The 25951-nt window shown below is 65.1% G+C and carries 27 protein-coding genes; 16 read left to right on the top strand and 11 right to left on the bottom strand.

Annotation, left to right across the window (positions count from 1 at the left end; translation table 11 throughout):
• Window positions 1–3: 3 nt before the first annotated feature.
• The 5 genes from NKI35_RS01640 to NKI35_RS01620 all read left to right on the top strand — a co-directional run bounded on the left by NKI35_RS01640 (window position 4) and on the right by NKI35_RS01620 (window position 6389).
• Window positions 4–231 (top strand): hypothetical protein, encoded by a 228-nt coding sequence (locus NKI35_RS01640; protein WP_023686545.1) that lies wholly within the window; start codon window positions 4–6, stop codon window positions 229–231.
• Entirely contained in the window at window positions 228–2321 is a 2094-nt protein-coding gene (gene kdpB, locus NKI35_RS01635) for a potassium-transporting ATPase subunit KdpB (RefSeq protein WP_352738190.1), read from the top strand. The genes NKI35_RS01640 and kdpB overlap by 4 nt, the downstream gene beginning before the upstream one ends.
• Window positions 2322–2333: 12 nt before the next feature.
• Window positions 2334–2900: a potassium-transporting ATPase subunit KdpC gene (gene kdpC, locus NKI35_RS01630; RefSeq protein ID WP_031209129.1), complete on the top strand. Its 567-nt coding sequence runs from the start codon at window positions 2334–2336 to the stop codon at window positions 2898–2900.
• 67 nt (window positions 2901–2967) lie between these two features.
• A complete protein-coding gene (locus tag NKI35_RS01625) occupies window positions 2968–5700 on the top strand; it encodes a DUF4118 domain-containing protein (RefSeq protein WP_352738187.1) in 2733 nt (910 codons plus the stop codon).
• Entirely contained in the window at window positions 5697–6389 is a 693-nt protein-coding gene (locus tag NKI35_RS01620; protein WP_023669714.1) for a response regulator transcription factor, read from the top strand. The genes NKI35_RS01625 and NKI35_RS01620 overlap by 4 nt, the downstream gene beginning before the upstream one ends.
• 15 nt (window positions 6390–6404) lie before the next feature.
• Here the strand turns inward: NKI35_RS01620 and NKI35_RS01615 are convergent, their stop codons facing one another.
• Window positions 6405–6995 carry an invasion associated locus B family protein gene (locus NKI35_RS01615; RefSeq protein WP_023669715.1) on the bottom strand — a complete coding sequence of 197 codons (591 nt, stop codon included), beginning with the start codon at window positions 6993–6995 and terminating at the stop codon, window positions 6405–6407.
• Window positions 6996–7213: 218 nt separating this feature from the next.
• Here NKI35_RS01615 and NKI35_RS01610 point away from each other — a divergent pair, with 218 nt between their 5' ends.
• Both NKI35_RS01610 and NKI35_RS01605 read left to right on the top strand, forming a co-directional pair.
• A complete protein-coding gene (locus NKI35_RS01610) occupies window positions 7214–7516 on the top strand; it encodes a hypothetical protein (RefSeq protein ID WP_023683090.1) in 303 nt (100 codons plus the stop codon).
• A gap of 120 nt (window positions 7517–7636) precedes the next feature.
• Window positions 7637–8113: an NUDIX hydrolase gene (locus NKI35_RS01605; protein ID WP_023669717.1), complete on the top strand. Its 477-nt coding sequence runs from the start codon at window positions 7637–7639 to the stop codon at window positions 8111–8113.
• 6 nt (window positions 8114–8119) lie between these two features.
• On the opposite strand, the gene NKI35_RS01600 is transcribed toward NKI35_RS01605, so the two are convergent.
• The 5 genes from NKI35_RS01600 to NKI35_RS01580 form a co-directional block, all read right to left on the bottom strand.
• Window positions 8120–8986 (bottom strand): citryl-CoA lyase, encoded by an 867-nt coding sequence (locus NKI35_RS01600; RefSeq protein WP_031205139.1) that lies wholly within the window; start codon window positions 8984–8986, stop codon window positions 8120–8122.
• The gene (locus NKI35_RS01595; RefSeq protein WP_031205140.1) at window positions 8983–10161 is read right to left on the bottom strand and encodes a CaiB/BaiF CoA transferase family protein; all 1179 of its coding nucleotides are present in this window, start codon (window positions 10159–10161) and stop codon (window positions 8983–8985) included. The genes NKI35_RS01600 and NKI35_RS01595 overlap by 4 nt, the downstream gene beginning before the upstream one ends.
• Window positions 10162–10176: 15 nt before the next feature.
• Window positions 10177–11700 (bottom strand): tripartite tricarboxylate transporter permease, encoded by a 1524-nt coding sequence (locus NKI35_RS01590; RefSeq protein ID WP_023747051.1) that lies wholly within the window; start codon window positions 11698–11700, stop codon window positions 10177–10179.
• Window positions 11701–11704: 4 nt separating this feature from the next.
• Window positions 11705–12241: a tripartite tricarboxylate transporter TctB family protein gene (locus tag NKI35_RS01585; RefSeq protein WP_023683087.1), complete on the bottom strand. Its 537-nt coding sequence runs from the start codon at window positions 12239–12241 to the stop codon at window positions 11705–11707.
• Window positions 12242–12366: 125 nt separating this feature from the next.
• On the bottom strand, window positions 12367–13344 hold the full coding sequence (locus NKI35_RS01580; RefSeq protein WP_023686552.1) for a Bug family tripartite tricarboxylate transporter substrate binding protein: 978 nt from the start codon (window positions 13342–13344) through the stop codon (window positions 12367–12369).
• 206 nt (window positions 13345–13550) lie between these two features.
• Here NKI35_RS01580 and NKI35_RS01575 point away from each other — a divergent pair, with 206 nt between their 5' ends.
• Window positions 13551–14324: an IclR family transcriptional regulator gene (locus NKI35_RS01575; RefSeq protein WP_023686553.1), complete on the top strand. Its 774-nt coding sequence runs from the start codon at window positions 13551–13553 to the stop codon at window positions 14322–14324.
• Here NKI35_RS01575 and NKI35_RS01570 read toward each other — a convergent pair.
• From NKI35_RS01570 to NKI35_RS01560, 3 genes are all read right to left on the bottom strand, one after another.
• Window positions 14311–15411, bottom strand: coding sequence for an OmpA family protein (locus NKI35_RS01570; RefSeq protein WP_023747050.1), 1101 nt, complete (start codon window positions 15409–15411; stop codon window positions 14311–14313). The genes NKI35_RS01575 and NKI35_RS01570 overlap by 14 nt on opposite strands.
• Window positions 15412–15530: 119 nt before the next feature.
• Entirely contained in the window at window positions 15531–16070 is a 540-nt protein-coding gene (locus NKI35_RS01565; RefSeq protein ID WP_023669725.1) for a GNAT family N-acetyltransferase, read from the bottom strand.
• A 142-nt stretch (window positions 16071–16212) separates the two neighbouring features.
• Complete coding sequence (locus tag NKI35_RS01560) at window positions 16213–16443, bottom strand: YdeI/OmpD-associated family protein (protein WP_023669726.1); 231 nt, start codon at window positions 16441–16443, stop codon at window positions 16213–16215.
• Window positions 16444–16584: 141 nt separating this feature from the next.
• Between NKI35_RS01560 and NKI35_RS01555 the strand changes: the two genes are divergently transcribed.
• The 4 genes from NKI35_RS01555 (at window position 16585) to NKI35_RS01540 (ending at window position 20286) form a co-directional block, all read left to right on the top strand.
• On the top strand, window positions 16585–17040 hold the full coding sequence (locus NKI35_RS01555) for a DUF2214 family protein (RefSeq protein ID WP_023669727.1): 456 nt from the start codon (window positions 16585–16587) through the stop codon (window positions 17038–17040).
• A 178-nt stretch (window positions 17041–17218) separates the two neighbouring features.
• Complete coding sequence (locus NKI35_RS01550) at window positions 17219–18196, top strand: tripartite tricarboxylate transporter substrate-binding protein (RefSeq protein WP_023683081.1); 978 nt, start codon at window positions 17219–17221, stop codon at window positions 18194–18196.
• A gap of 98 nt (window positions 18197–18294) precedes the next feature.
• Entirely contained in the window at window positions 18295–18768 is a 474-nt protein-coding gene (locus NKI35_RS01545; protein WP_023683080.1) for a tripartite tricarboxylate transporter TctB family protein, read from the top strand.
• A 9-nt stretch (window positions 18769–18777) separates the two neighbouring features.
• Window positions 18778–20286: a tripartite tricarboxylate transporter permease gene (locus NKI35_RS01540; RefSeq protein WP_023683079.1), complete on the top strand. Its 1509-nt coding sequence runs from the start codon at window positions 18778–18780 to the stop codon at window positions 20284–20286.
• Here the strand turns inward: NKI35_RS01540 and nth are convergent.
• Window positions 20246–21079: an endonuclease III gene (nth, locus tag NKI35_RS01535; protein ID WP_023683078.1), complete on the bottom strand. Its 834-nt coding sequence runs from the start codon at window positions 21077–21079 to the stop codon at window positions 20246–20248. The two genes, NKI35_RS01540 and nth, sit on opposite strands and share 41 nt — an antisense overlap.
• Window positions 21080–21101: 22 nt before the next feature.
• Between nth and NKI35_RS01530 the strand changes: the two genes are divergently transcribed.
• Window positions 21102–21596 carry a DUF2244 domain-containing protein gene (locus tag NKI35_RS01530; RefSeq protein WP_023700093.1) on the top strand — a complete coding sequence of 165 codons (495 nt, stop codon included), beginning with the start codon at window positions 21102–21104 and terminating at the stop codon, window positions 21594–21596.
• 10 nt (window positions 21597–21606) lie between these two features.
• Here NKI35_RS01530 and NKI35_RS01525 read toward each other — a convergent pair whose 3' ends face one another.
• The gene (locus NKI35_RS01525; protein ID WP_352738183.1) at window positions 21607–22299 is read right to left on the bottom strand and encodes a class I SAM-dependent methyltransferase; all 693 of its coding nucleotides are present in this window, start codon (window positions 22297–22299) and stop codon (window positions 21607–21609) included.
• Window positions 22300–22536: 237 nt separating this feature from the next.
• Here NKI35_RS01525 and NKI35_RS01520 point away from each other — a divergent pair, with 237 nt between their 5' ends.
• The 3 genes from NKI35_RS01520 to NKI35_RS01510 all read left to right on the top strand — a co-directional run bounded on the left by NKI35_RS01520 (window position 22537) and on the right by NKI35_RS01510 (window position 25949).
• Window positions 22537–23442 (top strand): methylated-DNA--[protein]-cysteine S-methyltransferase, encoded by a 906-nt coding sequence (locus NKI35_RS01520; protein WP_352738181.1) that lies wholly within the window; start codon window positions 22537–22539, stop codon window positions 23440–23442.
• Between the two features lie 141 nt (window positions 23443–23583).
• Window positions 23584–24492, top strand: coding sequence for a ribokinase (locus NKI35_RS01515; RefSeq protein WP_023740841.1), 909 nt, complete (start codon window positions 23584–23586; stop codon window positions 24490–24492).
• Window positions 24489–25949, top strand: a complete 1461-nt coding sequence (locus tag NKI35_RS01510) for an amidase (RefSeq protein ID WP_352738179.1) — start codon at window positions 24489–24491, stop codon at window positions 25947–25949. Before NKI35_RS01515 ends, NKI35_RS01510 begins: the two co-directional genes overlap by 4 nt.
• The last annotated feature ends 2 nt before the right edge of the window (window positions 25950–25951 follow it).

Raw genomic sequence — 25951 nt, 5'->3', positions numbered from 1 at the left:
GTCATGTCCTGGTTCTACCCAAAACGCATGAAGGCCCGGCCGCGAGCCGGCCCACGAGCCGGCAATGAGGGGGAGGAAACGCCCCCTCCCTTCCCCAGCGTATCTACCTTCCTCGGCCTCGCGGCAGTCATGATCGTGATCTGGCTGCTGGCCTATGGCCCGCCGCCCCTCTTTTCGGCATCCGATCGGTCGGTGCCGGCCAACAGTTCAGATACTGGAGCCACCAAATGAGCCAGTCCAAATCCGCGAGCATCATGGATGCCAGCATCCTGTGGCCGGCCATCGGCGGCGCCTTCAGGAAACTCGACCCCCGCACGCTGGTCAGGAACCCGGTGATGTTCGTCGTCGCCATCGTCTCGCTTCTTACCACGGTCCTGTTCGTCAAGGATCTCGCCACCGGCGGCGGCGATTTCGGCTTTACGCTGCAGATCATCATCTGGCTGTGGTTCACCGTGCTGTTCGCCAACTTCGCCGAGGCCGTCGCCGAAGGCCGCGGCAAGGCGCAGGCCGATTCGCTGCGCAAGGCGCGCACCGAAACCCAGGCCAAGCTGCTTGCCGGCGAAGACCGCTCCAGGTTCAAGCTGGTGCCCGGCACCAGCCTGAAGGTTGGCGACATCGTGCTGGTCGAAGCCGGCGACATCATCCCGTCCGACGGTGAAGTGATCGAAGGCGTGGCCTCGGTCAACGAGGCGGCAATCACCGGCGAGTCCGCACCCGTCATTCGCGAATCCGGCGGCGACCGTTCGGCGGTCACCGGCGGCACGCAGGTTCTGTCCGACTGGATTCGCGTGCGCATATCAGCCGCCTCCGGCCACACCTTCCTCGACCGCATGATCTCGCTGGTCGAGGGTGCCTCGCGCCAGAAGACGCCCAACGAGATCGCGCTCAACATCCTGCTCGTCGGCATGACGCTGATCTTCGTGCTGGCCACCGCCACGATCCCGAGCTTTGCCTCCTATTCCGGCGGCTATATCCCGGTGACGGTGCTGGTCGCGCTGTTCGTCACCTTGATCCCGACCACCATCGGCGCCCTGCTGTCGGCCATCGGCATTGCCGGCATGGACCGCCTGGTGCGCTTCAACGTGCTGGCCATGTCCGGCCGTGCCGTCGAAGCGGCGGGCGACGTCGATACGCTTTTGCTCGACAAGACCGGCACCATCACGCTCGGCAACCGCCAGGCCACCGAATTCCGCCCGGTCAAGGGCGTCACCGAACAGGAACTGGCCGATGCCGCGCAGCTCGCCTCGCTCGCCGACGAGACGCCTGAGGGACGCTCAATCGTCGTGCTGGCCAAGGAGAAATACGCCATCCGCGCCCGTGACATGGCAACCTTGCATGCCAGCTTCGTGCCCTTCACCGCGCAGACCCGGATGAGCGGCGTCGACATCGATGGCTCGTCGGTGCGCAAGGGCGCCGTCGATTCGGTGCTCGCCTATGTCAGCCAGTCGTCATCGGCCACTCACGGCACGCGCCCCGGCAGCGACACCGTCAAGGATCTCCAGGCGATCGCCGACGAGATCGCCAAGTCCGGCGGCACGCCGCTGGCCGTCGAGCGTGACGGCCGCCTGCTCGGCGTCGTCCACCTCAAGGACATCGTCAAGGGTGGTATCCGCGAGCGCTTTGCCGAACTGCGCAAAATGGGCATCCGCACCGTGATGATCACCGGCGACAATCCGATGACTGCGGCGGCGATCGCAGCCGAAGCCGGCGTCGACGATTTCCTCGCCCAGGCCACGCCCGAGGACAAGCTGAAGCTGATCCGCGACGAACAGGCCAAGGGCAAGCTGGTCGCCATGTGCGGTGACGGCACCAACGACGCGCCGGCCTTGGCGCAGGCCGATGTCGGCGTCGCCATGAACACCGGCACGGTTGCCGCCCGCGAGGCCGGCAACATGATCGACCTCGATAGTGACCCGACCAAGCTGATCGAGATCGTCGAGATCGGCAAGGCGCTGCTGATGACGCGCGGCTCGCTGACGACCTTCTCGATCGCCAACGACGTCGCCAAATACTTCGCCATCATCCCGGCCATGTTTGCCGTCTTCTACGTTGCGCCGGGACATACAATCGGCCCCCTGCAAGCGCTCAACATCATGCACTTGGCGACGCCGCAGAGCGCCATCCTGTCGGCCATCATCTTCAACGCGCTGATCATCATCGCTCTGATCCCGCTGTCGCTGAAAGGCGTCAAATACCGCGCCATCGGCGCCGGCGCGCTGCTCAGCCGCAACCTCCTGGTCTACGGCCTCGGCGGCATCATCGTTCCCTTCGTCGGCATCAAGGCGATCGACATGATCGTCACCGGCCTCGGCCTCGCTTAAGGAAATACGTCCATGCTCACTCAGATAAGACCCGCTGTTATCATGATCGTCTTTTTCACCGTTTTGACCGGCCTGATCTATCCCCTGGGCATGACCGGCATCGCCCAGGCGCTGTTTCCGCACCAGGCCAATGGCAGCTTGATCGAGAAAAACGGCACGGTCATCGGCTCCGAACTGATCGGCCAGGGCTTTGCCGACGACAAGTATTTCCATGGCCGCCCCTCGGCTGCCGGCGACGGATACAACGCCGCAGCGTCCAGCGGCTCCAATCTCGGTCCAACCAACCCCAAGCTGATCGACCGCATCAAGGGCGATGTTGCAAAGCTGAAGGCGGAGAACCCGAACCAGCCGGTGCCGATGGATCTGGTGACGACGTCCGGCAGCGGCCTCGACCCCGCCATCAGCCCGAACGCCGCCTATTTCCAGGTCGCTCGGGTGGCCAAGGCCAGGGGCTTCGACGAAGCCAAGGTCAAGGCGCTTGTCGACAGCCATGTCGAAGGCCGCGAACTCGGCTTCCTCGGCGAGCCGGTCGTCAATGTGCTGGCGCTCAACCTGGCACTGGACGATACCAAGCAGTGAGAGACAATCTCTGAAGCCAGGGGCCAGGGATCGACACGATCCTCGGCGCCGTTCATGATCGAGCCTGATGCCGGACGCCAGAAGCAACTATACCAGACCCTCTCCGGACGCGCTGCTCGAGCATGCGGAACGGGAAGAGCGCGGCCGCCTGCGGATATTTCTGGGTGCTGCACCCGGTGTCGGCAAGACCTACGAAATGCTGATGGCCGGCCGCGCCATGCTTGCCGACGGCATCGACGTGGTCATCGGCATCGTCGAAACCCACGGCCGCAAGGAAACCCTGGCGCTGGTCGAAGGCTACGAGGTCATCCCGCGCCAGAAGGTCGACTACAAGGACCGCGTGCTGAATGAGATGGACATCGACGCCATCCTCGCCCGCCGGCCGGCGCTGGTGCTCGTCGACGAACTCGCCCACACCAACGCACCCGGCAGCCGCCACCCCAAGCGCTATCTCGACGTCCAGGAAATCCTTGCGCGCGGCATCGACGTCTACACCACGCTCAATATCCAGCATGTCGAGAGCCTGAATGACGTCGTGGCACAGATCACCCGCGTCAGGGTGCGCGAAACGGTCCCGGACTCCATCATCGACCAGGCCGACGACATCGAGATCATCGACCTCACGCCCGACGACCTGATCAAGCGGCTGAAAGAGGGAAAGGTCTATTTCCCCAACACTGCCCAGCGCGCAGTCGAAAACTATTTCTCGCCGGGCAATCTGACCGCGCTTCGGGAATTGGCGCTGCGCCGCACCGCCCAGCGCGTCGACGAGCAGTTGCTCAACCACATGCAGTCGCACGCGATTCCCGGCCCTTGGGCGGCGGGCGAAAGGGTGCTCGTCTGCGTCGATGCGCGTCCGGGCGGAGCGTCTCGTGTCCGCTATGCGCGCCGGCTGGCCGACCGGCTGCGCGCACCGTGGACGGCGCTGCATGTCGACACGCCGCGTTCGGCCGCCATGTCGGAGGAAGACAAGGACCAGCTGGCCACGCTCTTGCGCCTGGCCGAGCAGCTCGGCGCCGAGGTGACGACCATTCCGGGCCAGAACGTCGCCCAGGACATCGTCCGCCACGCCACGGCCAACAACTTCACCCATATCGTCGTCGGCAGGCCGACCCGCTCGCGCTGGCGCGAACTGATCGAGGGTTCGCTCACCTACGATCTGATCCGCAATGCCGGCGATATCAGCGTCCATGTCATTTCAGGAACGGAGCGCGACAACGAGGCCACGTCGAGGGTCAAGGCGGCGGCCGAGCAGACGCCATTTCAAATCTGGCCTTATCTTTTCTCGACGGTCTATGTCGCCGGCGCGCTTGCCGTCAGCGCCGTCCTCGATCAGTTCCTCGACGTTCGCAACCTTGCCAGCGTGCTGCTGCTGGCGGTGCTGACATCGGCAGTGACCTTTGGCCTGTGGCCGGCGCTGTACGCCTGTTTCCTCAGCGCCATTGCCTTCAACTTCTTCTTTCTCGAGCCGCGCTACACGATGACGATCCGCGATCCGGAGAGCATCGTTGCCTTCGCCGTCTTCCTCGTCGTTGCCGTCATCGCCAGCAATCTGACGGCGCGTGTGCAGCGTCAGGCAGCCGCCGCCCGTTCACGCGCCCGGGCCACCGAGGACATCTACCTCTTTTCAAAGAAGCTCGCCGGCGCCGGCACGCTCGACGACGTTTTGTGGGCCACAGCCTTCCAGATCGCCTCGATGCTGAAGCTGCGCGTGGTGCTGCTTTTGCCGGAAGAAGGCACGATCACCGTCAAGGCCGGTTATCCCCCCGATGACACGCTGGCCGAGGCCGACATCGCGGCTGCACGCTGGGCTTGGGAACACAACCGGGCTGCCGGCCGTGGCGCCGATACCCTGCCCGGGGCAAAACGCCTCTACCTCCCCTTGCGCACCGCACGCACGGCCGTCGGCGTCGTCGGCCTCGACAATGACAAGCAAGGCCCGCTGCTGACGCCCGAGCAACAGCGCCTGCTCGACGCGCTGGCCGACCAGGCGGCGGTTGCCATCGAGCGCATCCAGCTGGTCGCCGATGTCGACCGCGCCAGGCTGGCGGCCGAGGCCGACCGCTTGCGCTCGGCACTGCTGACGTCGATCTCGCATGATCTGAAGACGCCGCTGGCGGCCATCATGGGCGCGGCCGGCACGCTCAGGGAATTTGCGCCGGCACTGCCCGAGAACGATCGGGCCGAGCTGCTGACCACCGTGCTCGACGAGTCCGAACGGCTGAACCGCTTCATCGCCAATCTGCTCGACATGACCAAGATTGAATCGGGCGCCATGGAACCGAATTTCGCCCTGCACTATGTCGGCGATGTCGTCGGCTCGGCCTTGCAGCGGGCACGCAAGATCACTGCCGGGCACAAGACCGAGGTTGATATTCCGGCCGACCTGCCGATGCTGAAGCTTGATCCCGTGCTGTTCGAACAAATGCTGTTCAATCTGCTCGACAATGCCGCGAAATACGCGCCACAGGGATCGACAATCCGGCTGCAGGGCTGGGCCGACAATGGCTCCGTCGCGCTGCAGATCATGGATGAGGGACCGGGCATTCCGCCCGCCGACCTGGAGCGCGTCTTCGACAGCTTTTACCGGGTGCGCAAGCGCGATCAGGTCCAGGCCGGCACCGGGCTCGGCCTGTCGATCTGCCGGGGCTTCATCGAGGCGATGGGCGGCACGATCATGGCGGCGAACCGCAGCGATCGCCAAGGCGCGGTCTTCACCATCCGCATGCCGAAGCCGGCACGATCGCCCGGCCTGGACGAACGGAACGCGGACGGGCAAAACTCTGGTGATCCGGCATGACAAATTCCAACGTCAGCATACTGGTCGTCGACGACGAGCCGCCGATCCGCAAACTGCTGCGCGTCGGCCTCGGCAGCCAGGGCTATGCGGTCAGCGAAGCGCCCAACGCCAACGCTGCGATCGAACTCGTCGATGCACAAAAGCCGGATCTGATCCTGCTCGACCTCGGCCTGCCCGGCATGGGTGGCCTCGATCTCCTGCGGAAATGGCGCGGCGACGGCCTCGACGTGCCCGTGGTCATCCTGTCCAGCCGCACCGACGAAGCCGGCATCGTCGCGGCGCTCGAACTCGGCGCTGACGACTACATCACCAAGCCGTTCGGCATGAACGAGCTGGTCGCCCGCATCCGCGTCGCGCTGCGCCACAAATTCCAGCAGCAGGGCGAAAAGCCGGTGTTCCACACCGGCGATCTCAGCGTCGACCTGGTCAAGCGCATCGTCAAGGTCGAAGGCAAGGAGATAAAGCTCTCCCCCAAGGAGTACGACATATTGCGCATTATGGTGCAGCATGCCGGCAAGGTGCTGACCCACCATTTCCTTCTGAAGCAGGTGTGGGGCGATTCGACCGACGTGCAGTATCTCAGGGTCTATGTCCGCCAGCTCCGGCAGAAGATCGAAAAATCACCCGACCAGCCGCGCTACATCACCACCGAGACCGGGGTGGGGTACCGGCTGCGCGAGGTTGAGTAGCCGCGCGCTCGCTGCTCAGTCCGCCGAGAGTTCCGCGGTCCGTGCCAGTGCGCCGCCGAAGCCGTTGAGCGGGATGGTGAAACTCACCGCTTGACCGGTGTCGGCCGCGAAGGCGTCGATCTTCAGCGTGGTGGCTGCCTTGAGCAGCGGCGTGACGCTGGCATCGAACGCCACCGGCACCAGGCAGCCGACGGCCTGGCAGGTGTTGAACGGCAGGCTGCCTTCCAGCTTCTGGTCGTCGATGGTCAGGCTGACGCCTTTGGCGAGCGCCAGGCCGAACGGCAGCGCCAGCGTTCCGGCGGCATCCTCGCCGCTCTTGCTCGACAGCTCGATGGCCAGCAGGCGCTGGTTGGACTGCTTGTTGAACTGCTGATGCGACAGGCTGCAAACCTTGGCCGTGCCGGTTACCTGGCAATTGACCGTCCAGTCGCCATGTGTCTCGGACAGCGCCGAGGCGCCGCCAGGCAATGTCGGGCCGGCAGCAGGGGCGGGCGCTGCGGCGGCAGGCGCCGCCTTGTCGGTCTTGGTTTGCGCCGCGACTGCCACCGGGCCAAGAATACAGATGCTGCCCAGTAGCGCCGCGAAATATACTTGCCTGCTTTTCATCAATATGCTCCCGATTGTGCCTCGAGTCAGCCGCGATTGAGGCCGAGATCCGCGCCCGATAGAGCGGTCAATCGATCTTTTCTGTCAAGTGCGGCCGGGCCGCTTCCTCAGGGATTTCGCCAACCCGTGGCAGATCGGCCCATGGCAGACCGGCCCATGGCAGATCGAGACGAACGCCCTATATAGAGAGGAGGTTATATCTGTACGGGAATGAACTGATGTCGACGCTTCGCCTATCGACAGTTCTCATGTCGGCAATGCTGGCGGCGGCAACGCTCGCCGGCATCATGCAATCTGCTGCGGCTCAGTCCGTCAATCCCAGCGCCAACCGGCTGATCCAGCAGAACCAGCTGCAGCAATTGCGCAACAGCCTGCAGCGGCAGCAGTTCCAGCAACAGCAGCAGCAATATCGCGAGCAGGACCGTCGGATCGTGCCGCAGCCGCGCCCCGAAGTGCCCGTCGTCCGGCAAGCTTGTCCGATTCAGATCGTCAACAACCAGATTGTGCGTGTTTGCCGTTGATATCGGTCGCTTGCGATTTACTTAGTCGACTTATTTACTAAAAATGCTCATTGCCTCGCGGGCATATCAGGGTTTGCAGGCGGCGTGCGGCGGTGCGCCCGCCGACCGGATTTTCAGCACATGGCGACGACGAAGAAAAAGGCGGTACGCAAGGCAAGGCGAGGCGAACGCATTCGCCAGGTCGCCGCCATTCCCTTTCGTCTGGACGTTTCAGGCAATTTCGAAGTGATGCTGGTGACGTCGCGAGCGACGAAGCGCTTTATCGTGCCCAAGGGCTGGCCGATGAAAGGAAAGAGCGGGCGCAAGGCCGCCACCATCGAGGCGCGCGAAGAAGCCGGCGTGCTCGGCAAGACCCGCAAGGCGCCTGCCGGCAGCTATTCCTACTGGAAACGGCTGGAGCACAATTTTGTGCGCGTCGACGTCGTCGTCTATCTGTTGGAGGTGTCCGAGGAACTGGCCAACTGGCAGGAGGCCAAGAGCCGCCAGCGGGCATGGCTCAAGCCGCAGGACGCGGCGTTGCTCATCGATGAGCCGGATCTCTCGACGCTGATGGCCAACCTGGCGCCGCCTCAGCCGGCAGTGCCGGACCCGGCCTGACCAACCTCACTTGCCCTCGTCCCCTTCAGCGGGACCCTCATCCCCCTCAGCGGGAAATGGCCGCAGCGGCGTGCCCGTATAGGCCCACAGCCATTCGCGCGGCAGCGGCCCTTTGTTGCGCTCGCTTTGCTGCGACTGTTCCCATGCATGCGCCAGGATGCCGACCGAGCGCGAGAGCACGAACAGGCCGCGCGTCAACGGCGGCGGAAAGCCGAGCTCGCCATAGATGACGGCGGTGGCGCCGTCGATGTTGAGCGGTATTTTCTTCCCCTTGCGCCGTGCCGCCTCTGATTCGACGGCCTCGGCGATGTCGGCAAAGCGTCCGCTGACGACGCCGCGCGCGGCAAACTCGCGCGTCACTGCGATCAGGCGCGGCGCGCGCGGATCGACCGGGTGGAAGCGATGGCCAAATCCCGGCACATAGCCTTTCTCCTCGGCGAAGAAACGGTCGAGCCGTGCGGCTACGGCTTGGTCCAGCGCAACACCCTGGTCAAGTGCCACGGCAATGTCGCCATAGAAGGACAGCGCCTGTTCGCCGGCGCCGCCATGCACGTCACCCAGCACGTTGACGGCGGACGCCATGGCGCTGTTGATGCCGACGCCGCAGGTGATGGCCATGCGGGCAATGGCGATCGACGGCGCCTGCGGCCCGTGGTCGACGGCCGCCCCCAGCGCAATGCCGAGCAGCGCCGCCTGCTCCTCGCTCGGCAATTCGCCGCGCAGCATCAGCCAGATCGTGGCCGGAAAGCTGACGCGGCCGATCAGCTCCTGGATTTCATAGCCGCGCAGCCGGATAATGCCGGGGCTCATCTCGATGATGCCGGTCTGCCACCATTCCTCGCCGCGTTCGCGGCCGGTTTTTCTCTCGCTCACGCGCTTCTCCTGGCGCGCGGCGGCAGGGTGGAAAAAACCTCGTCCATATGCTCGCCCAGCACAGGCGGCGGCAGGACCGGCAAGGGTGCCGCGCCATCGACCATGAAGCCGCCGCGCACCACGGTCAGCGGCTGCGCCATGCCGGGCAGACCCTGGAAACGCGTGGTCATGTCGCGCTCGACCACCTGGCGCTCGCCAAGCACTTGGGGGATCGTCAGCACCCGGCCCGCCGGCACGCCGGCGCGGTTGAATTTTTCCTCCCAGGCTGCGGCCGAGGCGCTCGCCAAGGCCGTCTCGATCAGCACCTTCAGCACAGCGCGGTTCTGCTTGCGCGTCTCGCGCTCGGCAAAGCGCGGATCGTCGGCCAGTTCCGGCTGGCCGATCAGCCGGCAAAGCGTGACGAACTGCTCCTGCTTGTTGGCGGCGATGTTGAGCAGGCCGTCGCCGGTGCGAAACGCGCCGGAGGGCGCAGCCGTCATGTTCTCATTGCCCATCGGCTGCGGCTCGACGCCGGCGGTCAGATAGTTGGACACCGGCCAGCCCAGCGCCGACAGCGTGCATTCGAGCATCGAGACATCGAGAAACGCGCCCTCGCCCGAGGTCTTCTGCTTGACCAGCGCCGCGGCGATGGCGAAGGCCCCGACCAGCCCGCCCAGCGTGTCGGCGACGGGATAGCCGACCCGCAAGGGTGCGGTCTCCGGCGTGCCGGTGATGCTCATGATGCCGGACAGCCCCTGGATGATCTGGTCGTAGGCCGGATTGTCGCGCATCGGCCCGGTCTGGCCGAACCCCGATATGGCGCAATAGACGAGACCCGGACGAACCGCTTTCAGCGCCTCATAGCCAAGCCCCAGCCGCCCCATCACGCCCGGTCGAAAGTTCTCGACCAGCGCATCGGCGGAGGCGACGAGATCGAGGAAGCGTTCGCGGTCGGCTTCGCTCTTGAGATCCAGCACCACCGATCGCTTGCCGGCATTCTGCGCCAGGAACGACGCGCCCATGCCCGCATTGTTGAGCGCCGGCGAGGCGCCGAGCTGGCGCGCCAGATCGCCGCCTTGCGGCGTCTCGACCTTGATGACATCGGCGCCGAGCAGCGCCAGCTGGTAGGCACAATAAGGGCCCGCCAGCACATTGGTCAGGTCGAGGATGCGGATGCCGGCAAGCAGATCGGTCATGATGCTCCAGGTTGCTCAGGCATCGCCCGGCACATGCTCCAGCCCGCGCCGGCGCCGATGCTCGATGAAGGCCCAGATATGCGGACCGGCGAGCCCGATGAAGGCGAGGATCAGCAGCACCAGCGACAGCTTGTGGGTGTAGAACACCGACCAGTCGCCGTTCGAGATCGTCATCGCCCGGCGGAACTGCGTTTCGGCGAGCGGCCCCAGGATCATGCCGATGATGACCGGCGCGGTCGGGAAATCGAAGCGCCGCATCAGGAAGCCGGCGGCCCCCAGGAGATAGAGGATGACGAGGTCGATCGGCGATTGCGAGATGCCGTAGGTGCCGACGGTGGCGAACACCAGGATGCCGGCATAGAGCTGCGGCGCCGGGATTTTCAACAGCCGTACCCACAGCCCGATCAGCGGCAGGTTGAGGACGACCAGGATGACGTTGGCGATGAACAGGCTGGCGATCAGGCCCCAGACCAGATCGGCCTGCGTCGTCAACAGCAGCGGTCCCGGATTGATGCCGTAGCTCTGGAAGGCCGACAGCATGATTGCGGCGGTCGCCGAGGTCGGCAGGCCAAGGGTGAGCATCGGCACCAGCACGCCGGCGGCAGACGCATTGTTGGCGGCTTCCGGTCCGGCAACGCCCTCGATGGCGCCGACCGTGCCGAACTCCTCCTTGTGCTTCGACAGCTTCTTTTCGATGGCGTAGGACAGGAAGGTCGGGATCTCGGCGCCGCCGGCAGGCATGGCGCCGATCGGGAAGCCGATGAAAGCGCCGCGCAGCCATGGCTTCCACGAGCGCCCCCATTCGGCCGCGGTCATGTAGAGCGAGCCCTTGAGCGGCACGATCTCGTCCTTGCCGGCATAGCGGCGCGAGGCCATGTAGAGCGTCTCGCCGACGGCAAACAGGCCGACCGCGGCAATGATGACATCGACGCCATCGAGCAGTTCGTTCATGCCGAAGGTGAAGCGCGGCTGTCCCGTCTGCAGGTCGACGCCAATCATGCCGATGACGAAGCCGATGAACAGGCTGGTGAGGCCGCGCACGGAGGACGAGCCGAGCACCGCCGACACCGTGATGAAGGCAAGCACCATCAGCGAGAAATATTCGGCCGGCCCGAAGGCGAGCGCGAACTTCACCACCACCGGGGCCAGGAAGGCGACGCCCATCGTGCCGATGGTGCCGGCGACGAAGGAGCCGATCGCCGAGGTCGCCAGTGCCGCGCCGCCGCGACCCGAGCGGGCCATCCTGTTGCCTTCCAGCGCGGTGACGATGGTGGCGCTTTCGCCCGGCGTGTTGAGCAGGATCGAGGTCGTCGAGCCGCCATACATGGCGCCGTAATAGATGCCAGCAAACAGGATGAAGGACGCCTCCGGCGCCACCTGGTAGGTGATCGGCAGCAGCAGCGCGATGGTCAGCGCCGGCCCGAGGCCGGGCAGCACGCCGATGGCCGTGCCGAGCGTGGTGCCGACCAGGCACCACAGCAGGTTCATCGGCGAGAAAGCGACGGAAAATCCGTGGGCGAGATGGCCGAGCGTCTCCATGGCGTCAGCCCCTCGCAGTGGCGATGATCGCGTCGATCACCGTGTTCAGCTGGTTTTCGATGAAGCCGGCGCCAATGTTGACGCCGAGCGCCCTGGCAAAGCCGAAATAGGCGGCAAGCGCCAGGATCAGGCCGGTCAGCGCATCGCGTAGCGTGTGCTTGCTGCCGAAGCCATAACAGACGAGCACGAACATGATGACCGAGGCGGCGGTGAAGCCGAGCGGCTGGATCAGCACCAGATTGGCGACCAGGCCGGCAACGACGATGCCCATGGCCTTCCAGTCGGTCGGCGTTTCCTTTTCCTCCTGCGGCTGCCAGCCGCCGCGCAGCGCGGCGACGATGAGCAGCAGCGAAAGCACGATCATGCCTGTCATGGTGATGTAGGGGAAGACGGTCGGCCCGACCTTGGAATAGAGCGGCGAAACCGGGATCGCCAGGGTCTGCCACGCCACGGCCGCGGCACAGGCGAGAAGCCCGATGCCGATCAACAATTCGGGCATGGCAAGGCGCGGGGGCGCCGGCTGCTGGTCGCTGGTGCTCATCGATGTCCTCCCGAGATGGCCGGCATCCTCCCGCCGGCCGCATCCGCAGTTTCACTCCCAGCGCATGATATGTCCATCTCGCAGGCTAATGTCGGAAGGGGCGGCCGTGGCCGCCCCTGAAGACATCAGGCGAGGCCGAGATCCTTGAGGATCGCGGTGATGCGGGCGGTGTCGTCGACGAGGAATTTCGCATAATCGTCGCCGGTCAGAAGGATGGGGGTCCAGTTGCGGTTCTTGCATTCGGCTGCCCAGGCATCGCTCTTGGCCATGGTCTCGATCATCGTGACCATCGCCGCCTTGTCGGCGTCGGAGACGCCTGGCGGTGCGAATACGCCGCGCCAGTTGAACAGTTCGACGTCGATGCCGGCTTCCTTCATCGTCGGTGCGTCGATGCCGTCCTGGCGCTTGTCGGCGGAGATCGCCAACAGCCGAAGCGCGCCCGCCTTGACCTGCTCGGAGAACTCGCCGAAGCCGGAAATGCCGGCCGCCACCTGGTTGCCGAGCAGCGCCGACAGCGCCTCGCCGCCGCCGGCGAAAGGCACATAGGAGAGGTTGGTTGCCGGAACGCCGACCGTCTTGGCGATCAGCCCGAACAGGATGTGGTCGGAGCCACCGGCCGAGCCGCCGGCCACCGGAACCTTGGTCGGATCCGCTTTGAGCGCGGCGACGAAATCGCCGGCCGTCTTGAACGGCGAATCCGCCGGCACCACCAGCGCCTCGAACTCGCCGGTGAGGCGAGCGATGGGCGTCACTTCGGAGAGGTTGTTGGCCGATTTGTTGGCGATGATGGCGCCGACCATGACCATGCCGGCCACCATCAGCGAATTGCCCTTGCCCTTCCATTGGCTGATGAACTGCGGCAGGCCGACCGTGCCGCCGGCGCCGCCGACATTGGTGATCTGCGAGCCGGAGATCAGTTTTTCACTGCGCAGCACCTGGTCGATGGTGCGCCCCGTCTGGTCCCAGCCGCCGCCGGGCGCGGCCGGCACGAAGATCTGGATCTGCGGTGCATCCTGAGCGAGGGCGGGCGTCAAATGCGTTGCAACGAATCCGGCAGCGCCTGCGGCCGCGGTGCTCATCAAAAATCTGCGTCTGTTCAGCATGGGATTCCTCCAAATCACGACACCTCCTCCGGTGCCTGCCAGAAACGTAGCCTGAAAACAGACCCGCTCGGCAAAAATTCATGCCGATTTCGGTACGTTCTGTCAACAGGAACGCTGTTCTACTAGACAGAACCATGGATGTGCGGCACAATCGCTTCGGCCGGCCTTTGTCCGAGCAGGTAAACTGGAATGAAACTGTTCGTGAGATGACCGAAGCGCGATCCCAGCCGTTGCCGGCCGATGGTGTTGCCGCGCTCGACCGCGCGATCGCCATTCTCGACGCGTTCGCGACCGCCGACCGCTCGCTCAGCCTGGCCGAGATCGCGGCGCGCACCGGGCTCTACAAAAGCACCATTTTGAGGCTAGCGAACTCATTGCTGCGTGGGCAGTTGCTGGAGCGGCTCGACGATGGCCGCTACCGCATCGGACCCGCCACCTTCCGGCTTGGCGCGCTTTACCAGCGCTCGGTCGTGGCGGTCGACATCTTGCTGCCGATCATGCGCGATCTTGCCGAACGCAGCTGGGAAAGCGTGGCGTTCTATGTCCGCTCGGGCGACGCCCGCACCTGTCTCTACCGCGTCGAATCCAAGCACCCGATCCGCTACACGATCCGGGAAGGCGACCTGCTGCCGTTGCTCACCGGCTCTGGCGGCCGCGTGCTGGCAGCGTTTTCAGGCCAGCCGGGCGAACCATACGAGACCATCCGCAACGCCTGCCACTATCTGTCGATCGGCGACCGCGACCCTGAGACGGCGGGCGTCTCGGTGCCGGTGTTCGGACCGGGCCGCGTTCTGCTCGGCGCCTTGACGCTCGCCGGCCCGTCGACACGCGTCGACACGGCGTTCCTGCGCCGCATGACACCGGACCTGCTGGAGGCCGCCGCTCGCGCCACCCGCGCCTTCGGCGAGGATGCCTCGATGCTGGAGCAGGCAGCGCGCCTAGCCGGCGCTGAAACCGTGATCGGCCTCAGTTCGCCTTGACCAGCACCACACGGCGGTTCTTGGCGCGGCCGGTTTCGCCGTCATTGCTGGCGACGGGCGCCATCATGCCGGCGCCGGCGGCGGTCAGCCGGCCGCCATCGATGCCGTATTTCGAGACCAGCGCCGCCTTCACCGACTGCGCCCGCCGCGACGACAGATCGATATTGTAGTCGAAGGCGCCCTGGTTGTCGGTATGACCGACGACGATCACCGCCATACCGGGCTCGTTGGTCAGAAGCGTCGAGATCTCCTTCAGCGTCGGTTCCGATTCCGGCTTGATGTCGGCCTTGTCGGTGTCGAAGAAGATGCCGTAGAGCGAGATGGAGCCGGTGGCCGACAGCGAATCCGCCATCTTGGCCGCTTCGACCACCACCATCTTCTTGTCGCGCGCCTTGGGCTCCAGCACCTGAACGACGGCGATGGTGCGGCCGTTGAGTTCCTTGCAGTAGAGGTCGTCGATCAGCGAATAGGCCTGAACAGTGACATAGGCGTCGCCGCCATCCTGCGGCACCTTGGCAGCGAAGAAGCGCTGGTCGTTGATACCGGTGGTTACCGCCCAGGCGCCATTGGAAAAGGCCGCGTCCTTGACGTCGCTTTCATGGAAGAAATACATCATCAGGCTCATGTCGCCGCCGCCACCGCTCGACGACCGGTCGGCGGCGCCGCCGCACTCTTCCTTCTTGCATTCGAACAGGACTTCGCCGCCGGCGGCCGCGATCACATCCTGGTAGTTGCGCAGCACTTCGAGCGGGGAGCGCTCGGCCGGCAGCACATAGGCGATGCGGGTCAGCGCGCCTTCGACCTCAGCCTTCTTGTCCGGCGCGAACACACGGTTGTTCATCGTGTCACGGGCATCCGGATCGGCGCTCGGCTTCAGCGGCGACAGCGGCACTGTAAAATCGGTATAGGCGAATTTTTCGTAGGAGACGATGAACGACCCCTCGTAGCGCTTGGCCAGATGATTGTCGGCACCGCCCTCGATGTCGGCGGTCGGCACCGTCGCATCGGCGCCCGCCAGTTGCACGGCCGCCAGGAGCAGCAGCCCCGCCCAGAAAAGCTTCAGAAATATCGCATTGATCGCACGCATGGTCGGCTCCCCCAAAGAGCAATTCCAGGAAAAGTGTGAAGGTTTTCCCACAGGAATTGCGTAGCTAGATTAGAATAGCCAACCCTGGCAGAACGTGGAAATTGCGTCGATGAAGCGCTTCACACCCGCCGTTCGAGCAGGATCGTCAGCCCGTCGTGATAGGTGGTTTCCAGGACCTTGGTGTAGCCGCACTTTGCCGCAACGTTCAACGAGCCGGTGTTTTCCGGATCGATGATGCAGACGGTTCTCGCGCCGGCAAAGGTTTCGTCGCCCCAGGCCAGGGCCCTTCTGACGACTTCGCTGGCAAGACCCTTGCCATGCGCTTGCGGCGCCAGCGCCCAGCCGGCTTCCGGAATGCCCTCGAGCGACGGCTCGATGTCGCGCTTCAGGTCGTGGAATCCGGCTTCGCCGATGAAGCGACCGCTGGCCTTGTCCTCGACCGCCCAGAAGCCGTAGCCAAGCAGCGACCACAGGCCGGCATGCCGCAGGAACCGCATCCAGCTTTCCTCCCGCGTCCGCGGCTTGCCGCCGATGAAACGGGTGGTGACGGGGTCGGCCCACATGACAGCATAGTTGTCGAAGTCTTCGATCCGGTGCGCCCGCATGATGGTCCGTTCCGTTTCGAGAACCGGGACGCCGGCTGTTTTTGGACTGCCCATGAAACTCTGCCTCCGTTGACGGTCAGCGCTTAGCAAACCAGCGCGCCCGGACAAGGGCCAAGCCGGATCATCATTCAGCCAGGGAAGCTTCCGAACGGCCTGGCGCGACCAGGCGGTCGAAGCGAACAGCGTCGGCTTACTTTCAGCCGTGCCAGACCATCTTCATGTAGAGCCCACCGCGCCGCAATTCGTCCAGCATCTGGTCGAGCCGCTTCTGCCTGGTGTCGCTGCGTTTGGCGCGGGCGACCCAGCCGAGATAATCGTTCTTCTGGTAGTCCGGCCGCGCCTCGTAGGCCGCTGTCAGTCCTTTTTCGGTCAGGGCGATGCGGATGTCGTCCGGCATCGGGTACAGGGCGCGCTTCAGTCCGGTCATTTCAGAAAACCCCAGCTGTCAGGATGGCGACGCCGATGGTCCAACCCAGATCCGCCTCTGGGAATTCTGCCGAACGATGCTACCTTTCGCAACCGGTCCGGCAAGGGCCGGTCTCGATACCGCCAATGGGAGGAGAACGCCATGGACACCACCGATCTCGTGCTTGCCATTTTCCATCATCTGCTGGTGTTCTCGCTGGCCGGCATCATTGGCGCCGAATTTGTCCTGATCCGCGGCGACCTCTCCGCCGCCACGCTGAAGCGGCTTGCCGGCATCGACCGCCACTACGGCATCCTCGCGATGTCGATCATCATCGTCGGCATCGGCCGCGTCGTCTACGGCCTGAAGGGCTGGGAGTTCTACGTCTACAACTGGGTGTTTTGGACCAAGATGGCGGCATTCGGCATCGTTGGCCTGCTGTCGATCATCCCGACCATCCGCTTCATCTCCTGGAACCGGCAAGCCAGTGCAAATCCCGGCTTTCAGGTGCCGGTTGCGGAACTCGCCTCGGTGAAGACCTATGTGCGCGCCGAAGCCTTCATCTTCCTGCTGATCCCGATCTTCGCGGCGGCGATGGCGCGCGGCTACGATTATTGAAGCAACGCCAACACCAAACCCATCTCCTCCGGGCATACTCCCCACTGATCGCCATGGTTGCGCACGACTGTATTTTGCAGTTTGCGTCAGGCGACAATCTGTTAGCTTGCCTTTGTTGCACCCTCGCTGCCTGACCTGCACAGCGATCGGAGATTGATATCCTGGGAGGAGAATTACGATGAGGAAAATTGTAGCCGCCCTGGCCGCCGCCGCGGCCGTCACGCTTTATTCGTTCACCGCCAGCGCACAGACCTATCCCGAGCGCACCATCACCGTCGTCGTGCCGTTTGCGGCCGGCGGTCCGACCGACACGGTTACGCGGCTCGTCGCCGAAGCCATGTCGAAGGATCTCGGCCAGCAGATCATCGTCGAAAATGTCGGCGGCGCCGGCGGCACGCTGGGCGCCGGCCGCGTCGCCAACGCCGACCCGGATGGCTACACGCTGCTCCTCCATCACATCGGCATGGCGACCAGCGCGACCCTCTACAGAAAACTCGCCTACGACACGCTGAACGCCTTCGAGTATGTCGGCCTCGTCACCGAGGTGCCGATGGCCATCGTCGCCCGCAAGGACCTGGAGCCGGCCGACCTGAAAGGGCTGGTCGAATACGCCAAGACCAACAAGGACACCATCACCGTCGCCAATGCCGGCATCGGCGCTGCCTCGCATCTGTGCGGCATGCTGTTCATGAGCGCCATCGGCACGCCGCTGGTCACCGTGCCCTACAAGGGCACCGGTCCGGCCATGACCGACCTTCTCGGCGGCCAGGTCGACATTATGTGCGACCAGACCACCAACACCACCAAGCAGATCCAGGGCGGCACGATCAAGGCCTATGCCGTCACCACGCCGGAGCGCCTCGACGTGCTGAAGGACGTGCCGACGACCATCGAAGCCGGCCTGCCCGCGGTGCAGGTCGGCATCTGGCACGGCCTCTATGCGCCGAAGGGCACGCCGGCCGAGATCACCGGCCGACTGTCGAAATCGCTCCAGGTCGCGCTGAAGGACCCCAACGTCATCGCCCGCTTCGCCGAACTCGGCACCAAGCCGTCGTCCGAGGCCGACGCGACGCCGGCAGCGCTGAAGGCCAAGCTGGAAGGCGAGATCATGCGCTGGAAGCCGATCATCGAAGCCGCCGGCCAATACGCCGACTGAGGCTTGAACGGGGCGCTGCCGGCGCCCCGTTTTCGCTTCGACGTCCGTTTTCACATTTGCAACGGCAAGCCCGTTGCAAGGGTCAGGGGAGGACCGCCATGAAACCTTTCGCCATCGACAGGGCAAACGGCCTGTGCGCCGCGCTGTTCATCTTTTTCGGCGCCTTTTTCGCGATACAATCGCTCGGCCTCGAAATCGGCACCGCCTTCCGCATGGGACCGGGCTATTTCCCGCTGGTGCTGGCGATCGTGCTGATCGTGCTCGGCGCCATCATCCTCGTCCAGGCGGTGCGCGTCGAGGGCGAGCCGATCGGCCCCATTGCGTGGCGCGGCATGCTGTTCATCCTGCCGGCGCCGATCTTTTTCGGCATGACCGTGCGCGGCCTCGGCTTCGTCCCGTCGATCTTCCTGACGGCGTTGATCGCCTCTTTTGCCAGCGCCCGCATGAAGCCGCTGACGGCACTTCTGCTGTCGGCCGGCCTGACGCTGTTTTCGGTGCTGGTCTTCAGCTACGCGCTCGGGCTGCCATTCCAGCGCTTCGGCCCCTGGTTGCCCCAATGGCTGGCATTGTGAGGCGCTGAGATGGACCTCCTCAGGAACCTCGAACTCGGCTTTTCGACGGCCACCACGCCGGCCAATCTGGGTTTTTGCCTCATCGGCGTTCTGCTCGGCACGCTGATCGGCGTCCTGCCCGGCATCGGCGCCACCGCAACCATCGCCATGCTGCTGCCGATCACCTTCCAGATCGGCGACCCGGTCTCGTCCCTCATCATGCTGGCCGGCATCTACTACGGCGCCCAGTATGGCGGTTCGACCACCGCCATTCTCATCAACATGCCCGGCGAATCCTCCTCGGCCGTGACCGCCATCGACGGCTACCAGATGGCCAGGAACGGTCGCGCCGGGGCGGCTCTGGCGATCGCCGCGATCGGCTCGTTCTTCGCCGGCACGGTGTCGACCTTTCTCGTCGCCGTCTTTGCCCCGCCGCTGACGGCAATAGCCCTGCAATTCGGCGCGGCCGAATATTTTTCGCTGATGATCGTCGGCCTCGTCTCGTCCATCGCGCTCGCCCACGGCTCGATCGTCAAGGCGCTGGCGATGGTCGTGCTCGGCCTGCTGCTCGGCATTGTCGGCACCGACATCTACACCGGCACGCCGCGCTTCACGCTCGGCATCCGCGAATATGCCGACGGGCTGAACTTCGTCGCGGTGGCGGTCGGCGTCTTCGGCGTTGCCGAGATCCTGCGCAATCTCGAAAACGAGCACGAGCGCTCGGTGATGATCAAAAAGGTCTCCGGCCTGATGCCGACCCGCGACGACTTCAAGGCGATGGCCGCGCCCATCGTGCGCGGCACGATCATCGGTTCGGCGCTCGGCATCCTGCCCGGCGGCGGCGCGGTGCTTGCGGCCTTTGCCTCCTACACGGTCGAAAAGCGCGTGTCGAAACACCCGGAGGAGTTCGGCAAGGGCGCCATCGCCGGCGTCGCCGGACCGGAATCGGCCAACAATGCCGGCGCCCAGACCTCCTTCATTCCGATGCTGACGCTGGGCATTCCGGCCAATCCGGTCATGGCGCTGATGATCGGCGCCATGATCATCCAGGGCATCGTGCCCGGCCCCAATGTCGCGATCGAGCAGCCGGCGCTGTTCTGGGGCATCATCGCCTCGATGTGGATCGGCAATCTGATGCTGATCGTGCTGAACCTGCCGCTGATCGGGCTGTGGGTGAAGCTGCTGACGATCCCCTATTATGTGCTCTTCCCGATCATCATGGCGTTCTGCTCGATCGGCGTTTACAGCGTCAACACCAACGCCTTCGATCTCTACGCGGTCGCATTCTTCGGCCTGCTCGGCTACATCCTGACCAAGCTGCGTTGCGAACCCGCACCCCTGCTGCTCGGCTTCGTGCTCGGCCCGCTGCTCGAGGAAAACCTGCGCCGCGCCATGATCCTGTCGCGCGGCGACCCCTCGACCTTCGTGACGCGGCCGATCAGCGCCGGCCTGCTGCTCGTCGCACTGGCCGTGCTCGTCGTCGTCTTCCTGCCGTCGGTCAAGAAGAAGCGCGAAGAGGTGTTCGTGGAGGAAAGCTAGTTGTCGGGACGCCGGGCGCCGCGATTTCCACGAGCGGCGCCGGCACGTCTGTCGTCTTCACCTCGGCCTTGCAGAGATCGGCGATGACGCAGGCCGGGCAATCGGGCTTGCGCGCCTTGCAGACATAGCGGCCATGCAGGATCAGCCAGTGATGCGCATGGCGCATATACTCGTCCGGGATGATCCGCAGCAGCCCTTGCTCGACCTGTTCGGGCGTCTTGCCTGGCGCCAGGCCGAGGCGGTTGCCGATGCGGAAAATATGGGTGTCGACCGCCATCGTGTGCTGGCCGAACGCCATGTTGAGCACGACATTGGCGGTCTTGCGCCCGACCCCCGGCAGCTTGACCAACTCATCGCGCTCGCTGGGCACCTCGCCGCCGTAATCGCGTATCAGCGCCTCCGAGAGCGCCACGACATTCTTGGCCTTGTTGCGCCAGAGTCCGATGGTGCGGATGTACTCGCCAACCCTGGCTCCGCCCAGCGCCAGCATCTTTTCAGGTGTGTCGGCGACCTTGAACAACGCCCGCGTCGCCTTGTTGACGCCGGCATCGGTCGCCTGCGCCGACAGCACCACGGCCACCAGCAGCGTGAAGGCGTTGACGTGCTCGAGCTCGCCCTTCGGCTCGGGCCGCTGCACCGAAAACCGCCGGAAGATCTCATGCACCTCGGCGGCGCTGTAGAGCGAACGGAGCCGCGCCGGCCGCGGTCGCGGCTTGGCATTCGAGCCGTCGCGCCGCCCGGGCGGCAGTTCACTTTTGGATAGGGAAAGATTTTTGGACTTGGGGCTGGCCATTCCCTTCCTATAATATCCTGGGATGAGCGACACAAACGCCTCGTTTCAGGCCGACGAGCCATTCTTCCAGGCGCTGCTGACACCGCACCGCTCGCTGGGCCGCACCGGCTTTGCCGTGCTGATGGGCGCGCTGCTGTTCGGCTGGGTGGTGACCGGGGCGTTTTTCCTGTCGCGCGGCGCCTGGCCGGTGTTCGGCTTCTTCGGCCTCGACGTCATCGCCGTCTACGTCGCCTTCCGCGCCAACTATCGCGCCGCCCGTGCCCGCGAGGAAGTGTCGGTGTCGCGCACCAGCCTCGACATCCGCAAGACGGCGCCCTCGGGAAAGTCGGAAGCGCATCGCTTCAACCCGTTCTGGGCGCGCTTTTCCGTCGCTCGCCATGCCGAGATCGGCATCACCAGGATGACGGTGGAAGCACAAGGACAGAATGTGCCGATCGGATCATTCCTGGACCCAGACTCCCGCGAGAGTTTTGCTGTGGCCTTTTCGCGGGCACTGACAAAAGCCAGGACGCGCTAGAGCCGCCGCATTAGAACCGGTAGCGTAAAATCCTGCCGACCTTGCGCAATGCGGGAATGTGTCTCCACAGTCCGATGAACAGTTTCGCGGACCAGCCCATGTGCGCGGTGCGTTCGGCGCTGTAGGCCGAGATGTCATCGACAAAGCGCAGCTTCGGAACGGCACGCTCCAGTACCTGCGGGTCGTCGATCGCCCAGTGAACCTCGGCGCCCGTCGCCCTGATGGTCGGATTGAGGCGCAGCATCTTCAGGCCGAAGCGGCTGTAGGCGTCGAACATCAGCTCGCCGCCGGCAAGATGCGCGACAAGGCGTGACAGCAGCCGTGGCCCCTCCTCTACCGGGAGATAAGGCGTCAACCCCTCCATCACCACGACGGCCGGACGATTGCGCGGCACTTCTGCCAGCCAGTCCGGGTCGGTTACCGAAGAGCCGACGAGGTGGTAATGGTCGCGGGACGGGTAAAGCTTGCGCCGGAGCGCGATGACATCCGGAAAATCGACATCGAACCACTCCACGCCTTCGGGTGGATCGACACGGAAAATGCGCGTATCGAGCCCGCAGCCGAGATGCAGCACGATGGCGCCGGGATTTCTGGCGATGAAGTCTTGAACTCGCACGTCGTAGGTCTTGGCTCGAATCGCCAATCCGATGCCGAGATTGGTGTCGACCTTGAGGTGCGAGAAATCATAGTCGATCTTGCGCAAGCCTCGTCGGCGAAGCGGTCCCCGAGCAGCGAATGGGGCAGCCGGCTTTCCAGTGCCTTGCCATAAAGCGTCATCAGCAAGGTCTCCCTTGCTCCGCTCAGATTCACCCTTTCGCCGGCCATTGGCATCTCCCGGGGCGCAATCCAGTATTTATCTGGGAACAGGCGGCAACAAGGCAAGTTTCGGGTGGTTGCAAGGGGCGGAAAGACCGATATTCGCGGTCAAGGAGATATTGCCATGAACGCCCAGATGACCATGAATACGCAGATGAAACCGACAGCGATCCTGCAGCACGACATCACCCCCGAGGGCAGCGACTACGAGGTCGTGCGCCGCGCCATCGAGAAGATCAGCCTCGACTATCGCGACCAGCCCTCGCTGGAAGCCCTGGCAGCCGATGTCGGCGAGACACCCACGGGCCTGCAAAAGCTGTTCACCCGCTGGGCCGGCCTGTCGCCAAAAGCCTTCCTGCAGGCGGTCACCCTCGACCACGCCCGCAAACTGCTCGATTCCGGCATGCCGCTCCTCGAAACATCGTTCGAACTCGGCATGTCCGGCCCCGGCCGGCTGCACGATTTGTTCGTCACCCACGAGGCGATGTCGCCGGGCGACTACAAGACGCGCGGCGCCGGCCTGACCATCCGCTACGGCTACCACATCTCGCCCTTCGGCATCGCCCTGATCATGGTCACCGACCGTGGCCTTGCGGGGCTCGCCTTCAACGATCCGGGCGGCGAGCGGGCGGCGTTCGCCGACATGTCGGGCCGCTGGCCGAACGCCACCTATGTCGAGGACATGAGCGCCACCCAGCCCTATGCGGCGCGCATCTTCGATCCGACATTGTGGCGCGCCGACCAGCCGCTGCGCGTGGTGATGATCGGCTCCGACTTCCAGCTGCGCGTCTGGGACGCGCTGCTCAGGATCCCGATGGGCAAGGCCTGCACTTATTCCTCGATCGCCTCCAAGATCGGCGCGCCAAACGCCAGCCGGGCGGTGGGGGCGGCGGTCGGCGCCAACCCATTGTCATTCGTCGTCCCTTGCCATCGGGCGCTGGGCAAGTCCGGCGCACTCACCGGCTACCACTGGGGCCTGACCCGCAAACGCGCCATCCTCGGTTGGGAAGCGGGCCAGACCGCGTCCTGAAGCTGCCCGCATCAAACAACACCGGCGAAATCCCTTCGCCGGTGTTGTTCTTTTTGCGAGCTCCCGGCGCAAAACATCCGCACGCTCTGGCAAGCCGCCGGCTTACAGGTTAGCTTCCCGCGCATTCCGCAGGAGGCTTTCTTGATCATCGTTGTCGGCTCGATCAACCTCGACCTTATCGCCAATGTCGACCGCCTGCCTTCGCCGGGCGAGACGGTCCGCGGCTCCGGCTTCGCCACCGCGCCCGGCGGCAAGGGCGCCAACCAGGCGCTGGCTGCGGCGCGCGCCGGCGCCAAGGTGCGCATGGTCGGCGCCGTCGGCAAGGACAATTTCGCAACCGAAGCCCTGGCTTTGCTCGTGGCCGGCAAGGTCGATCTCTCCGGCGTCGGCCAGAGCTTCGCCTCCACCGGCACGGCGCTGATCCTCGTCGGCGCCGATGGCGAGAATGTCATTGCCGTGGTGCCGGGCGCCAATGATTCGGTGCTGCCCGGCGATCTCGCCAAGGCTTTCCTTGCGAAGGGCGACGTCGTCCTGCTGCAGCACGAGATCCCGTTGCAGACTGTCGATGCAGCGCTCGACGCCGCACGCGCCGCCGCCGCGGTCACCGTGCTCAACACCGCGCCGTTCCGTAGCGAGGCGGCAGCGTTGCTCGGCAAGGCCGACTACGCCGTCGCCAACGAAACCGAATTCGACCTTTACGGCGAGGCGCTGTCGCTGAAAGGCCGCGACCGCCCGGCGCGCATGCGCGACTTCGCCCGCAAGACCGGCCGCACCATCGTCGTCACGCTCGGCGGCGACGGCGTGCTGGCGGCGACCCCGGAGGATTTCCTGACCGTGCCGGCGCTGAAGATCACGCCGGTCGACACCGTCGGGGCCGGCGATACTTTTTGCGGTTATCTCGCCGCCGGGCTGGCGTCCAACCTGCCGCTGGAGCAGGCTCTCACCCGCGCCGCAGCCGCCGGCTCGCTCGCCTGCCTGAAGCCCGGCGCCCAGCCGGCCATCCCGCTGGCCGCGGATGTGGACACCGCCCTGCGCAACAACGCCGGATGACAGCCCTGCGCCCCGCAACGAAGCACGCCGCGCCCCCCGCCGGCGACATCTGCCGGATGTCCGCTGTCGACCTGGCCGAGGCGATCCGGCTGCGCCGCCTGTCCGTGCGCGAGTTGGTCGCCGCATTCCTTGACCGCATCGACGCGGTAAACCCGCTGGTCAATGCCATCGTCTCGTTGCGCGAGCGCTCCGACATCCTGCGCGAGGCCGACGCGGCGGACGCGCATCTAGCGCAAGGCGGGCCGGCCGGCTCGCTGTTTGGCCTGCCGATGGCGATAAAAGACCTCGCCATGACGCGCGGCTTGAGGACCAGTTTCGGCTCGCCGATCTTCGCCGATTTCGTGCCGCAGGAGGATGATTTCTTCGTCGAGCGCATCCGCAAGGCCGGCGGCATCATCATCGGCAAGACCAACGTTCCCGAATTCGGGCTGGGATCCAACACCTACAATAATGTTTTCGGACCGACGCTGAACGCGTTCGATCCGGCGCTGACCGCCGGCGGCTCGAGCGGCGGCGCAGCGGTCGCCCTTGCGCTCGACATGGTCCCGGTCGCCGACGGCAGCGATTTCGGCGGCTCGCTCCGCAATCCGGCGGCGTGGAACAATGTCTTTGGCTTCCGCCCGTCGCAGGGCCTTGTCCCCGGTGGGCCGGACCTCGAAGTCTTTCATGCCCAGATGGGCATAGACGGGCCGATGGGCCGCAGCATCAGCGACATGGCGCTGCTGCTCGATGTGCAGGCGGGCTACCACCCGCACGCGCCGCTGTCTTGGGAGAAACCCGGCTCGTTCCTCGAAGGGCTGGCAACGCCGGCAAGCGGCGGCCGCGTCGGCTGGCTCGGTGATCTCGGCGGTCACCTGCCGGTAGAGCCTGGCATCCTCGATCTGTGCGAGGCCGCACTCGGCCGCTTCGCGGAGGCATCCTTCCTGACCGAGCCCTTGCTGCCGGATTTCGATTTCGAGGCACTGTGGCAAGCCTTCGTGGTGCTGCGGCAGGCGAGCAGCGGCTCGGCGCTGAAAGTCCATTACGACGACCCGCTCAAGCGCGCCCTGCTGAAGCCGGAAGCCGTCTGGGAGGTGGAGAACGCCATGCGGCTGACGGCGCCGCAGATCCGCGCGGCCTCGGTCATCCGCACCTCCTGGCACCGGACGCTTCTGTCGCTGTTCGAGCACTTCGATCTCATCGCGCTGCCGACGGCGCAGGTCTTTCCTTTCGACGTCGGCACGCATTGGCCAAGTGAGGTCGCCGGACGGACGATGGACAGCTACCATCGCTGGATGCAGGTTTCGGCCTTCGCCACGCTCGGCGGCTGTCCGGCGCTCAACGTGCCGGTCGGCTTCGACGACAAAGGCCGCCCCTTGGGCATGCAGCTGATCGGCCGGCCGCGCGGCGACCTCGCCGTGCTCAGGGCCGGAGCGGCCTATGAGGCGACCTTGCCTTGGCAGGTGGGGGCGTCCTGACG

The organism is Mesorhizobium sp. M0676 (genome assembly GCF_040320535.1).
Taxonomy (GTDB): Bacteria; Pseudomonadota; Alphaproteobacteria; order Rhizobiales; family Rhizobiaceae; genus Mesorhizobium.
The sequence above is the reverse complement of the archived record's forward strand: the minus strand, read 5'-3'. Positions and strand labels throughout refer to the sequence as shown.